Source organism: Azonexus sp. R2A61 (assembly GCF_021401135.1).
In the GTDB taxonomy this organism is placed as follows: domain Bacteria; phylum Pseudomonadota; class Gammaproteobacteria; order Burkholderiales; family Rhodocyclaceae; genus Azonexus.
Genome location: NZ_JACBFO010000006.1, coordinates 1 through 12999, shown reverse-complemented (window position 1 = coordinate 12999; position 12999 = coordinate 1). Strand labels below are relative to the sequence as shown.

At 62.0% G+C, this 12999-nt stretch carries 13 protein-coding genes; 11 read left to right on the top strand and 2 right to left on the bottom strand.

All coding sequences use genetic code 11. The annotated features are described in order from the left end of the window. Window positions 1–74: 74 nt before the first annotated feature. Both L0962_RS16630 and xseA read right to left on the bottom strand, forming a co-directional pair. Complete coding sequence (locus L0962_RS16630) at window positions 75–662, bottom strand: superoxide dismutase (RefSeq protein ID WP_234087598.1); 588 nt, start codon at window positions 660–662, stop codon at window positions 75–77. A gap of 33 nt (window positions 663–695) precedes the next feature. Beyond that, on the bottom strand, window positions 696–2042 hold the full coding sequence (gene xseA / locus L0962_RS16625) for an exodeoxyribonuclease VII large subunit (RefSeq protein WP_234087597.1): 1347 nt from the start codon (window positions 2040–2042) through the stop codon (window positions 696–698). A 282-nt stretch (window positions 2043–2324) separates the two neighbouring features. Here xseA and L0962_RS16620 point away from each other — a divergent pair, with 282 nt between their 5' ends. The 11 genes from L0962_RS16620 to L0962_RS16570 form a co-directional block, all read left to right on the top strand. After that, the gene (locus tag L0962_RS16620; protein WP_234087596.1) at window positions 2325–2930 is read left to right on the top strand and encodes a MotA/TolQ/ExbB proton channel family protein; all 606 of its coding nucleotides are present in this window, start codon (window positions 2325–2327) and stop codon (window positions 2928–2930) included. Between the two features lie 4 nt (window positions 2931–2934). After that, the gene (locus tag L0962_RS16615) at window positions 2935–3348 is read left to right on the top strand and encodes a biopolymer transporter ExbD (protein WP_234087595.1); all 414 of its coding nucleotides are present in this window, start codon (window positions 2935–2937) and stop codon (window positions 3346–3348) included. Beyond that, entirely contained in the window at window positions 3345–4349 is a 1005-nt protein-coding gene (gene lpxK, locus L0962_RS16610) for a tetraacyldisaccharide 4'-kinase (RefSeq protein ID WP_367398037.1), read from the top strand. The genes L0962_RS16615 and lpxK overlap by 4 nt, the downstream gene beginning before the upstream one ends. Beyond that, window positions 4330–4506, top strand: a complete 177-nt coding sequence (locus L0962_RS16605; protein ID WP_234087594.1) for a Trm112 family protein — start codon at window positions 4330–4332, stop codon at window positions 4504–4506. Before lpxK ends, L0962_RS16605 begins: the two co-directional genes overlap by 20 nt. Beyond that, complete coding sequence (gene kdsB, locus L0962_RS16600) at window positions 4503–5276, top strand: 3-deoxy-manno-octulosonate cytidylyltransferase (RefSeq protein ID WP_234087593.1); 774 nt, start codon at window positions 4503–4505, stop codon at window positions 5274–5276. The genes L0962_RS16605 and kdsB overlap by 4 nt, the downstream gene beginning before the upstream one ends. 85 nt (window positions 5277–5361) lie before the next feature. After that, window positions 5362–6015 carry an adenylate kinase gene (gene adk / locus L0962_RS16595; RefSeq protein WP_121459297.1) on the top strand — a complete coding sequence of 218 codons (654 nt, stop codon included), beginning with the start codon at window positions 5362–5364 and terminating at the stop codon, window positions 6013–6015. A 4-nt stretch (window positions 6016–6019) separates the two neighbouring features. Further along, window positions 6020–7273 carry a 6-phosphofructokinase gene (locus tag L0962_RS16590; protein ID WP_234087592.1) on the top strand — a complete coding sequence of 418 codons (1254 nt, stop codon included), beginning with the start codon at window positions 6020–6022 and terminating at the stop codon, window positions 7271–7273. Window positions 7274–7369: 96 nt separating this feature from the next. Then, window positions 7370–9538, top strand: coding sequence for a type I secretion system permease/ATPase (locus L0962_RS16585; RefSeq protein ID WP_234087591.1), 2169 nt, complete (start codon window positions 7370–7372; stop codon window positions 9536–9538). Next, window positions 9535–10950, top strand: coding sequence for an HlyD family type I secretion periplasmic adaptor subunit (locus L0962_RS16580; protein ID WP_234087590.1), 1416 nt, complete (start codon window positions 9535–9537; stop codon window positions 10948–10950). Before L0962_RS16585 ends, L0962_RS16580 begins: the two co-directional genes overlap by 4 nt. Next, window positions 10950–11561 carry a response regulator transcription factor gene (locus tag L0962_RS16575; RefSeq protein ID WP_234087589.1) on the top strand — a complete coding sequence of 204 codons (612 nt, stop codon included), beginning with the start codon at window positions 10950–10952 and terminating at the stop codon, window positions 11559–11561. The genes L0962_RS16580 and L0962_RS16575 overlap by 1 nt, the downstream gene beginning before the upstream one ends. Before the next feature lie 90 nt (window positions 11562–11651). Further along, the coding region (locus tag L0962_RS16570) for a retention module-containing protein (RefSeq protein ID WP_234087588.1) at window positions 11652–12999 on the top strand (1348 nt) is incomplete at its 3' end.

The window sequence follows — 12999 nt, the reverse complement described above, 5'->3', positions numbered from 1 at the left end:
ACAAGCGGTCGTTCGGGGCGAAAAAAGGGGGAGTGCCTGACTCCCCCCGGATTACCTTCGTGCGGTCGACTGACTCAAGCGCCGAGATTCGCCTGAACGAAATCCCAGTTGACCAGGTTGTTCAGGAAGGTCTCGACGAACTTCGGACGCAGGTTGCGGTAGTCGATGTAGTAGGCGTGTTCCCAGACGTCAACGCAGAGCAGGGCCTTGTCGCCGGTGGTCAGCGGGGTGCCGGCGGCACCCATGTTGACGATCTCCAGGGAACCGTCGGCCTTCTTGACCAGCCAGGTCCAGCCGGAGCCGAAGTTGCCGACGGCGGAGGTCTGGAAGGCGGTCTTGAAGGCGTCGAACGAGCCCCACTTGGCGTCGATGGCAGCAGCCAGGGCGCCGGTCGGGGCGCCGCCGCCGTTCGGCTTCATGCAGTTCCAGAAGAAGGTGTGGTTCCAGACCTGGGCGGCGTTGTTGTAGATGCCGCCGGCTGGCGCCTTATTGACGATGGCTTCGAGGTCGAGGGCTTCGTATTCGGTGCCCTTGATCAGGTTGTTCAGGTTAACCACGTAGGCATTGTGGTGCTTGCTGTAGTGGTAGTCGAAGGTCTCGGCCGACATGTGCGGGGCGAGGGCGTCCTTGGCGTACGGCAGGGCGGGCAGTTGATGTTCCATTATTTTCTCCGTTGTTTGAGGGGTGGCGAAATTCTAGTCAGCTTCGACCGGCGGGACAACCTGAATCACGCTGGCATCGAGCTGTCCGCGGGCCAGGGCGATTTTTATCGGTTGCCCCGCGTCGACCGCAGCAGCATCGCGCAGCGTACGGCCGTCCGGCAGCGAGACCAGCGCATAGCCCCGCGCCAGTACCGCATGCGGATCGAGTTGTCTCAGACCGCGATCGAGTGCGCTTAGTTTCATCCGGAGTGCGTTCCGCCGTTGCCGGTCGGCCAGTTCGATGCGCCGTTGCGCAGCCGCCAGGCGTTCCAGACGAGGGCCGGTGGCCGGCCGGGCGATCCCCTGTCGTCGCGCCAGGTTGCCGAGCAGCATCCGCCAGCGTGCCAGGCGGGCGCCCTGCGCCAGCGACAGGCGTTGTGTCAGCTGGCTCAGCATCTGCCGTTGGCGGGCGATCCGTTCCGCGGGATGGATGAGCCGGCTGGCGGCCCAGTCGAGTGCCTGCAGTCGACGGTTCTGGTGGTCGTGCCAATGCCGCTGCAGGCGTTGCGCCAGACCGGTCAGGCCGGCGCGCAGCGCGTCGCGTTCGGGGGCGATCAGTTCGGCGGCGGCGGTTGGCGTCGGCGCGCGCAGGTCGGCGGCAAAATCGGCGATGGTGAAATCGGTTTCGTGGCCGACGCCGCAGACCACCGGCTTGGCGCAGGCGGCGATGGCGCGTGCCACGCATTCTTCGTTGAATGCCCACAGGTCTTCGATACTGCCGCCGCCACGGCACAGCAACACGCTATCGGCGGTGGTCTTGCCCGCCGCAACGATGGCGGCCGCGATGCGCGGCCCGGCGGCTTCGCCCTGGACCGGTGTGGGCAGCAGGGTCAGCTGCAGATGCGGCGCCCGCCGGTGCAGGGTGCTCAGGACGTCGCGCAAGGCCGCTGCCTGCGGGCTGGTGACGATGGCAACGTGGCGCGGGAACTTCGGTAACGCACGCTTGCGGTCGACGGCGAACAATCCCTCTTTTTCGAGTTGGGCCTTGAGCCGCAGGAATCGCTCGAACAGGTCGCCCTGACCGGCTCGCCGGACGGCTTCGACGTTGAGCTGGAACTCGCCGCGCGGTTCGTAGAACGAAACCAGGGCACGGATTTCGATCTGCTGGCCGTTTTCCAGGCGCCAGCCCAGCGTCTGCGCGCGGCTGCGCCACATCACGCAGCGGACCTGGGCACTGGCATCCTTCAGCGAAAAATAGACGTGTCCGGAAGCGGCGTAGGTCAGGTTCGAGATTTCGCCACCGACCCAGCACAGGGGAAAGGTCGATTCCAGGCAGTTGCGTACCTGTCGGTTCAGTGTGCTGACCGTCAGGACCTCGTTGATCGATTGGTTGGCTGGCATCCCGGCATTCTAGCCGCGGAGTGGCAAGTGCGATAGGCGCTTGACATGGCTTTGAAAACCCAGGTTGTTGATTTTAAAGTGCATTAATTCGATGCCTCGTTTTTTGGCAGAGCAAGGCCGGGCCTTATTCGGCGCGGCTTCCGGCTGAGTGTCTACAGCTCATCCACAGAGTTATCCACAGCTTCTGGGGATAAGCCGGAAAATCGCCGATCTCTGCGTACTTGCCGGGGATGGCTGGGGGAGGCAGAATTGCAGGCTGCATTTGCTCAAGGACAAGCGCTCGTGTTCGAAATCGTCAAAGCCGCCGGCTGGCCGATCTGGCCTCTTTTGCTGGCTTCCGTCATTTCCGTTGCATTGATCATCGAACGTCTGGTTGCGCTGCGCCGCAGCAAGATCGTTCCACCCGGGCTGTTGCAGCGCGCGGTAGGCGAATTCAAGCGGGGCTCGGACAACAGCCGGCTGATCGACGAGCTGGATCGTCATTCGCCGCTCGGTCGCGTGCTTTCGGCGGGGCTGCGCAATGTGAATACGTCGCGCGAAGTGATGAAGGAATCGATCGAAGAGGCCGGTTCCGCCGTCGCCCACGAACTGAACCGCTACCTGACGACGCTGGGGACGATCGCTTCGATCAGCCCGCTGATGGGTTTGTTCGGCACCGTGGTCGGGATGATCGAGATCTTCGGTTCGCAGGCGCCGGGTACCGGCAGCCCGCAACAGCTGGCGCACGGCATTTCGATTGCGCTGTACAACACCGGGTTCGGCATCTTCATCGCGATCCCCAGCCTGATCTTCTGGCGCCATTTCCGGGCGCTGGTCGACGGTTTCGTCGTCGAGATGGAGCAGCAGGCCGTACGCCTGGTCGAAATCATGCACGGCGAGCGGAAGTAAGGCGATGAAGTTCCAGCGTCAAGGGCGCGAAGAGCCGGAGATCAACCTGATTCCGATGATCGACGTGCTGCTGGTGATCATCATCTTCCTGATGCTGACCACGACCTATTCGAAGTTTGCCGGGCTCGAGATCAACCTGCCGACCGCCGATGCTTCGCAGCAGAACGAGCAGCCGAACGAGATCGACGTTGCGGTCACCGCCAGCGGCCAGATCCTGATCAACAAGTCGCCGCTGCCCGGCGGCGAGGTGGCGGCGATTTCCGATGCCCTGCGTCGTGCTGCCGGCGGCCGTGCCGATCCGGTGATCGTCATCAACGCGGACGCCAAGGCGACCCATCAGCGGGTTGTCGATGTGATGCAGGCGGCGCAAGCGGCCGGTTATCCGCACATTTCCTTCGCGACGCAGACCACGCAGTGATCGTCTGGTTGCAGCGGCAGATTTTCCAACGCCGGCTGACGCCGGCGTTGTGGCTTTTGTCGCCGCTGCTGTGGCCGCTGTCGCTGCTGTTCCGCACGCTGGCCGCGATTCGTCGACGCTATCTGGCCCGGACGCGTTTGCCGGTGCCGGTGATCGTCGTCGGCAATCTGGTGGCCGGCGGCGCAGGAAAAACGCCGCTCACCCTGTGCTTGGCACAAGCGCTGCGTCAGCGCGGCTGGCGGCCCGGCATCGTCAGTCGCGGCTATGGCGGAAAGGCAACGGCGCCGCGCGCGGTTTTGCCCGGTGCGCTTGCGGTCGACGTCGGCGACGAGCCGATTTTGCTGGCATCCCGCAGCGGCGTGCCGGTCTGGGTGTGCCGTGACCGGGTGGCTGCCGGCCGGGCCTTGCTGGCGGCGCATGCCGACGTCGATGTCCTGCTTTGCGACGATGGCTTGCAGCACTATCGGCTGGCCCGCGACATCGAACTGGCGGTTTTTGACCGACGCGGTGCCGGGAATGGGCACTGCCTGCCTTTCGGTCCGTTGCGCGAACCGCTGGCGCGTCTTGCTGCGGTCGACGCGGTGATCGGCAACGATTTCGATGCCTCGACGCTGGCCAAGGGAAGGCCGCATTTCACGATGCAGCTGCGCCCCGGGGCTTTCCGTCGCCTCGACGATCCCGATGTTACCTGCGCTGCCGACGATCTGGCCGGACGCTCCCTGCATGCGCTGGCCGGCATCGGCGATCCGGGGCGTTTCTTCCGGACCTTGGCCGGCTTGGGTTTGCGTTTCGTCGAACATCCTTTTCCGGATCATCACGCCTATGTGGCCGGTGATCTGGCGTTCGGTCCGCAAGCGGTGCTGCTGATGACCGAGAAGGATGCAGTAAAATGCGCGGGATTGTGCACCGGCGAAGCCTGGGTGCTGCCCGTCGACGCCGAGCTGTCGCCGGCCCTGATCGATCTGATAACGGAGAAATGCCTTGGACGCCAGGCTGCTTGAAATCCTCGTCTGCCCCATTTGCAAGGGGCCGCTCGACCATCGCAAGAACGAACAGGAACTGGTTTGCAAGCCCTGCAAGCTGGCTTTTCCGATTCGCGACGACATCCCGGTGATGCTTGAGGACGAAGCTCGTCCGCTGGGCCCTGAAGAAGCGTGAGCGGCCCGGATTTCAAGGTCGTCATCCCGGCGCGCTTCGCGTCGACCCGGTTGCCCGGAAAACCCCTGCTCGATCTCGGCGGCAAGCCGATGGTGGTGCGGGTTGCCGAGCGTGCCCGGCTGTCCGGTGCCGCCGAGGTCTGGGTGGCCACCGATCACCCGGAGGTTCGCGCCGTTTGCGAGGCGCATGAAGTCGCTGCATTGATGACGCGCAGCGATCATTCGACCGGTACCGATCGCCTGGCCGAAGTCGTGGCGCAACGCGGCTGGGGGCGGGATGCGATCGTCGTCAACGTTCAGGGTGACGAACCGCTGATCGAGCCGGCGGTAATCGCGCAGACCGCGCGGCAACTGGCGAGCAGCGGTGCGGATATCGCCACGGTGGCGCATCCGATTGTCGAGGCGAGCGATTTTTTCAACCCGAATGTCGTCAAGGTGGTTTGTCGGGCGGATGGCGATGCGGTGTATTTTTCCCGCGCGCCGATTCCCTATGCACGTGACCATTTTGCCCGCGACGGTGGCATGGCGACGCTGCCGACCGGTTTTCCGGCACTGCGGCATGTCGGTCTGTACGCCTATCGGGCCGGCTTTTTGCAGGCTTACGCCGGGTTGACCGTGGCACCGACCGAACACTTCGAAGCGCTCGAACAACTGCGCGCCCTGTGGCACGGTTACCGGATCAGCGTTGCCCTGATCGACGCTGCGCCGGCGCCCGGCGTGGATACGCCCGAGGATGCCGAGCGGGTGCGCAAACTGTTTGACCATGCCTGAATAAGCAGGTAATTTCGGGCGCCTAGAGAACGGCGCCGACAGCCGACAACAAGAATTTTCAAACGTAACCAGAGGGACACATTTCATGAAACTGATTCTTTTGGGCGCACCCGGCGCCGGCAAGGGTACGCAAGCCAAGTACATTTGCGAAAAGTTCGGTATTCCGCAGATTTCCACCGGCGACATGCTGCGCGCCCAGGTCAAGGCGGGCACGCCGCTTGGACTGGAAGCCAAGAAGCACATGGACGCCGGCGGCCTGGTGCCGGACGCCGTGATCATCGGCATGGTCAAGGACCGCCTGCAGCAGGACGATTGCAAGAACGGCTACCTGTTCGACGGTTTTCCGCGCACCATTCCGCAGGCGCAGGCGATGAAGGATGCCGGCGTGCCGATCGAGTTCGTGCTTGAGATTGACGTGCCCGACAGCGACATCATCGAACGCATGGCCGGCCGCCGTGCCCACCTGGCCTCGGGCCGCACCTACCACGTCAAGTTCAACCCGCCCAAGGTCGAAGGTAAGGATGACGTCACCGGCGAGGACCTGGTGCAGCGCGATGACGACAAGGAAGAAACGGTCAAGAAGCGGCTCGACGTCTATCACTCGCAGACCAAGCCGCTGGTCGATTTCTACGGCCAGTGGGCGGCAGCGGGCGATGCCGCGGCGCCGAAGGTGCGCAAGATCGCCGGCGTCGGCAGCGTCGACAGCATCACGGCAGCGGTTTTCAACGCGCTGAAATAAACGCGTGACGGCAAGGAACGCCCTCTACGCGCAATCGGGAGGCGTCACCGCCGTCATCAACGCAACGGCGTGCGGCCTGATCGAGGCTGCACGCCGTTTGCATTTCGAGTCTCCGGATCGCTTCGGCAAGGTGTTTGCCGGCCACGATGGCATCATCGGGGCCCTGACCGAAGATTTGATCGATACGAGTCTCGAATCCGACGAGGATATTGCCCGGCTGCGCTATGCCCCCGGCGGTGCCTTCGGCTCCAGTCGCTACCGCCTGGGTCCGCTGGCGACGCATCGGGCGGATTATGAGCGCTTGGTCGAGGTTTTCCGGGCGCACGATATCGGCTATTTTTTCTTCAACGGTGGCGATGGCACGATGGGGGCCGCGCTGCATCTGTCGCAAATCATGGAAGCGCTGGGTTATCCGTTGCAGGTGATCGGCATTCCGAAGACGGTCGATAACGATCTGGCCTTGACCGATACCTGCCCGGGTTTCGGTTCGGTAGCGAAATACGTGGCGACTTCGATGCGCGAGGCCGGCCTGGACGTGGCATCGATGGCACGTAGTTCGACCCGTGTCTTCATCCTTGAGGCGATGGGCCGTCACGCCGGCTGGATTGCTGCCGCAGCCGGTCTGGCCAGTGAGCGGGATGGCGATCCTCCGCATATCCTGCTGTTCCCGGAGGTCCCTTTCGATGCCGGGCGTTTTCTGGCCCGGGTCCGGGCGTGCGTCGAGCGCCATGGATATTGTGCGATCTGTGCTGCCGAAGGCATGTGCGATGGCGGGGGATGCCGTATCGACAGCGCCGACAATACCCGGCCGGGGTCCGTCGGACGCTATCTGGCCGATTTGATCGAGAGCCATCTGGGCTACAAGCATCACCTGGCGCTGGCCGATTATCTGCAGCGGGCCGCCCGACATCTGGCCTCGCGCACCGATGTCGAGCAGGCATATGCCCTGGGGGCGGCTGCGGTCGACCTGGCTTTTCAGGGAAAAACCAGGGTGCTGCCGATCATCCTCAGGGTGTCGGATCGCCCCTATCGATGGGAAATCGGAGAGGTTCCACTGTCTGCCGTCGCCAACGTTGAACGGCGGATGCCGGCCGATTTCATTGCGGCCGACGGGTTTCATATTACCCAGTCGTGTCGGGACTACCTGTTGCCGTTGATCGAGGGCGAAGACCCGCCGCCCTTCGTTCGCGGTTTGCCGGATTATGTGCGTTTACGCGCTCAGCGCGTCGCCCGGAAACTGCCGCCCTACGGGCTGTAAATGCAGTTGGGGCAAGCTTCTTTGCATTTTTTTGCGATATCCCCACGAAACCGACGTTAGAATCAAAGAAAACTCATTCAGGGAAGAAGGAAGTCGATGAGCGCGTCCGGCCAGACGGAGAGCCTCCCGGGCATCCGTGACGATCTATTGCATCATGATCCGCTGCTCGACTGTCTGGTCGAGCTGACGCGGATTTACGGCCGCCCCAGTACGCGGGCGGCACTGGTGGCCGGTCTGCCGCTGGAGCGCGGGCTATTAACGCCTTCCCTCTTCTGGCGTGCAGCGGGGCGTGCCGGCCTGTCGGCCAAGCTGGGCAAGCGGGCGCTGGATCGCATCGACGATCTCCTGTTGCCGGCCGTGTTGCTGCTGAAGGACGAGGAAGCCTGTGTCCTGCTCGGCTGGGATGAGGCGCGGGAAAATGCGCGCGTGCTCTTTCCGGAAAGCGGTCAGGGATCGGTCACGCTGCCTCGCGAACAATTGCTTGCCCGATATACCGGTGTCGCCATCTTTTCCCGGCCGCACTTCCGTTTCGACAAACGGACGCCGCAGGTCGGTGATGTCAAGTTGCGTCACTGGTTCTGGGGGGCGCTGGCCGATCAGTGGATGGTCTATCGGGATGTGCTCGGTGCTGCTTTACTGATCAACGTGCTGGCGCTCAGCATGCCGTTGTTCACGATGAATGTTTACGATCGCGTGGTGCCCAATCATGCGATGGAGACCTTGTGGGTTCTCGCGCTGGGGATCGTCATCGTGATTGGGGTCGATTTTGTGATGCGCCTGCTGCGCGGGTATTTCATCGACCTCGCCAGCGCGCGGATCGACATGCAGCTATCGTCCAAGATCATGGAGCGCGTGCTGGGCATGCGCATGGAGGCGCGTCCGGCCGCCGTCGGTTCATTTGCCTCCAACCTGCGCTCTTTCGAGTCGGTGCGTGATTTCATCACCTCGGCGTCGGTGACGGCCTTCATCGATCTGCCGTTTGCACTGGTTTTCGTGCTGGTCATCGCCTTGATTGCCTGGCCGCTGGTTCTGCCGGTTCTGCTGGCGATCGTGACGGTGATCGTTTACGCCTACATCCTGCAGCACAAGATGCACGAATTGTCGGAAACCACCTACCGCGCCGGGGCCTTGCGCAATGCAACCCTGGTCGAGAGCCTGTCGGCGCTGGAGACCATCAAGACGCAGGGGGCCGAAGGCATCATGCAGTCGAAGTGGGAAAAATCGGTGGCTTTCGTTGCCCGCGTCAACAATCAGACCCGTTTCCTGTCGGCTGCGGCGACCAACGGTGCTGCCGAAATCCAGCAGCTGGTCAACGTTACCGTGGTGGTTGCCGGCGTATACCTGATTGCCGAAGGGATGCTCAGCATGGGCGGTTTGATTGCCTGCACGATGCTGTCCTCGCGTGCGGTGGCGCCGCTCGGTCAGATGGTCGGTATGCTGCTGCAGTATCAGAATGCCAAGGTCGCATTGACCTCGCTTGAACAGATCATGCGCAATCCCGTCGAGCGTCCGGCCGACGCGAACTTCGTTCATCGCCCCGAGTTGCGCGGCAATATCGAGTTCAGGGATGTTCATTTCAGCTATCCGAACACTCAGGTATCGGCCCTGAAAGGGGTGACGGCCAGGATTCCCCAGGGCGAGAAGGTCGTCATCATCGGCCGAGTGGGCAGCGGCAAGACGACCCTGCAGAAATTGCTGCTGGGTTTGTACATGCCCAGTGAAGGGGCCGTCAGCATTGACGGTGTCGATGTCAGGCAACTGGATCCTGCCGATCTGCGCCGCAATATCGGGTATGTCCCTCAGGATGTCACCCTGTTCTACGGCACCTTGCGTGACAACATTGCGATCGGTGCTCCATATGCCGACGACGCGGCAATCCTGGCGGCGGCCGAGGCGGGGGGCTTGAGCGAGTTTGTCAATCGGCATCCGGACGGCTTCGACATGATGATCGGCGAGCGTGGTGAGTCCCTGTCCGGCGGTCAGCGCCAGGGCGTGGCGATTGCCCGGGCGTTTCTGATGGATCCCCCCATACTGTTGCTCGACGAACCGACCAGTGCGATGGATTTTTCCTCGGAACAGCAGTTCAAGCAGCGCTTGCAGACCATTGCTGCCCACAAGACGGTGTTGATCGTCACGCATCGCAACAGTTTGCTCGATCTGGCGACCCGGGTAATCGTCGTCGATGATGGCAAGGTCGTGGCCGATGGACCGCGGGATCAGGTCATTCAGGCGCTGCAAAGCGGACGGATCGGGAGAGCGGCATGAATCGCCTGATGTCCTTGGTTAAACGATTGAACGCCTGGCTTGAAGCCCTTGCGCTGCGGAACAAGCCGTTTGTCGAGCGCCTGCTCGGAAAATTGCCCAATCGTGAAGACGTCGATGCGGTCGACTTTGCGACCGATGCGGATTTGGCGATGCTTCGCCAGGAGCCCTTGCGGGCCAAGGTCCTGCTGCGCGCCATTGGCCTGGTGTTTCTGGTTTTCATCGTGTGGGCGGCGATTGCCAGGCTCGATGAAGTCACTCGCGGGGAAGGAAAGGTCATCCCTTCGAAGCAGTTGCAGGTGCTGCAGAGCATCGACGGCGGTCTGGTCTCCGAGATACTGGTTCGCGAAGGCGATGTCGTCCAGCCTGATCAACTGCTGGTCAAGATCGATGAAACGCGCTTTCAGTCTTCGGTCAACGAGAGCCGGGCGCAATATTTGAGTTTGCTGGCCAGGGCTGCCCGTTTGAAGGCGATCGCCGAAGGCAAGGCGTTCGTGCCGCCGCCCGAAGCAGAAAAGGAAAGTCCGGAGACCGTTGAGCAGGAACGGCAGTTCTACGAGGCGCGACGCAATGAGCTGGCTGCCACCCTGTCTATCGCACAGCAGCAACTCGCCCAGCGCCGTCAGGAACTGAACGAGGCGCAGGCGCGTCGCGAACAGGCCTCCCATGGCTATGAGCTGACTTCCAAGGAATTGACGCAAACCCGTCCGTTGATCAATTCGGGAGCGGTTTCCGAAGTCGAATTGCTGCGTTTGGAGCGCGATGTTTCGAGGTATCGCGGCGAGCGGGACATGGCGGGTGCCCAGATTGTCCGGGTGCAGGCCGCAATTGCCGAAGCACAGCGAAAGATCGAGGAAGTCGAGTTGAGTTTTCGCAATGATGCCGGCAAAGAGCTTTCCGAGACGATGGCCAAGTTGAACAGTCTGGCTGAGGGGAGCGTGGCCTTGTCGGACCGCGTCAAGCAGTCGTCGATCCGGTCGCCGGTCAAGGGCGTGGTCCAGCGCCTGCTGGTGAACACCGTTGGCGGTGTGGTTCAGCCGGGCAAGGACATGATCGAAATCGTGCCGCTGGAAGATACCCTGCTCGTTGAAGCCCGGGTCCTGCCCCGCGATGTGGCTTTCCTGCGTCCCGGGCAGCCTGCGATGGTCAAGTTCACTGCCTACGATTTCTCGATTTACGGCGGCCTGGAAGGAACGCTCGAGCACATCAGTGCCGATACGGTAATGGACGAAAAGGGGAATTCCTACTACGTCGTTCGCGTCAGGACCGTCAAGTCGGGATTCGGCGATGCCAATTTGCCCATCATCCCCGGGATGATTGCCGAAGTGGATATCCTGACCGGCAAGAAGAGTGTGCTCTCCTACCTGCTTAAACCTGTTCTGCGCGCCAAGAGCGTGGCTTTGACGGAGCGCTGATGAAACATCTGATCATTGATGACGCAATGCGTCTTTTGCCCAACTGGCAGGAGGCATTTCCGGAGGTGGGTGTGGTCAGCCGTCAGCAGGCGATGCATGACGAGCCGCAGGTAAATGCCATGTACTGGCTACGGCTTGGTGTCGAGGAATTTCCGGCGCAGGTGATTTCGTCCTTGCCTCAGCCTGGAAAACTGGTGGTCCTGGCAGATGAGCCGCGGGAAGTGAATGTGCTCGAGTCCCTGACTGCAGGAGCGCTTGGCTGCTGCAACACGCATGCGGCACCCGAGGTCCTGCGGCAGGTTGAAATCGTTGTGGGCAATGGCGGTTTATGGGTCGGCCAGTCCTTGTTGCAACAGGTGCTGGTGAGCACATCCAGGGTTTTGGAGAGCAAGGCTCGAGATCTGCCAGGCGAAGACTGGAAAAGCCAGCTTTCCGAACGCGAAGTCGGGGTTGCGAGGCTGGTGGCGGCAGGGGAAAGCAACAAGGAAATTGCCGCCGAGCTGGCTATCACCGAGCGGACTGTCAAAGCTCACCTGACGGCGATCTTCGACAAGCTTCAAGTGCGTGACCGATTGCAGCTCTCTCTCAGGGTCAACGGCCTGAAATTGTAAAGAATTCTTGGGTTGTACTTTGGTGCAATAGCCACTGCCAATGACAACTCCTACACTGGCAACATCGCTAACAGTGTCTGGAGTAATGTCATGGCCCAAGCCGCAGTGATTGCCAAAGTCTCGTCGATCAACGGAGAAGCGTTCGCACGGGATCAGTCCGGTAATTTGCGCCGATTGAAGGTCGGTGATGCCGTTCGTGAAGGAGAGACCGTCGTTGCCGGTAACGGTGCCGAAGTCGTGCTCAAGCTTGCGGATGGGCGTGACATGGTGGTTGGCCAGCGTGAGTCGGTGACGCTTGATGCTGAGGTTGCTGCTCAGGTCAAACCCGATGCAACGGACAGCGCAGTTTCTTCCAATGAAAAAGGTTTCCAGAAGATCGCCAGTGCGTTGACGGACGGCGGAAACCTGGATGATCTTCTCGAGGATCCGGCGGCCGGTGGTGCCGGTCCTGGTGGCAACGAAGGCCACACCTTTGTCGAATTCCTCCGTGTGGTGGAATCGGTCGATCCCCTTGCCTATCAGTTCGGTACTGATCGCGGGCGTCCCCTGGATACCATTCAGGGCGCGCCGCTCACGCGTCCCGAAGACATTCAGATCACGGTTGGCGATGCTGACGTGGCGGAAGGTCAGGATCTGGTGTTCGATGTGACGTTCAGCACGACGTCGGCAAATCCGGTGGAGTTGAATTTCACGGTGACGCCGAGTGGTGCGAATCCGATCGAAGCGAACGACATCGGGACGATGGTGGTTCGCGACAGTTTCGGGAATGTGTTGACGGCGAATGCGAACGGCAGCTACACGGTGCCGGCGAACGCCACCGGGGTGACGGTGACGATTCCGTCGATCCAGGACAATGTCTATGAAGGCCGTGAAACCTTCACGCTGGGAGTAACCAGCCCGACGACCGGCGTAACGACGGGTGATACGGGTCAGGGGACGATCCGTGACGATGGCACGGGTGGTCCGCCGCCGGATGACGACCGTCCGACGGTGACGGTGAATGACGTGACGGTAGCGGAAGGTCAGGAAGCGGTGTTCACGGTGACGCTGAGCAATCCGTCGGAAGCTTCGACGACGGTGACGCTGAACCTTGGGAACACGGTTGATCCGACGGACCAGGATGCGACGCTGGGGACGGACCTGTCGACGGACCTGAAGGTGACGTTCGACAACGGTGTGACGTGGTCGCCGGTGGTGGGCGGTCAGGTTGAAGTGCCGGCTGGCGTGACGACGTTCTACGTTGCGGTAGCGACGACGGCGGACGAGCCGAACCCGGTGTATGAAGGTCCGGAGAAGTTCACGCTGACGGCGGGAACGGTGCGCGGGACGGACGTTGGTGTTGGGACGATTGTTGACGACGGCACGTCGGTGCCGCCGCCGGTGACGCCACCGACGACGCCGCCGACGCCGCCGGTGGACGACCGTCCGACGGTGACGG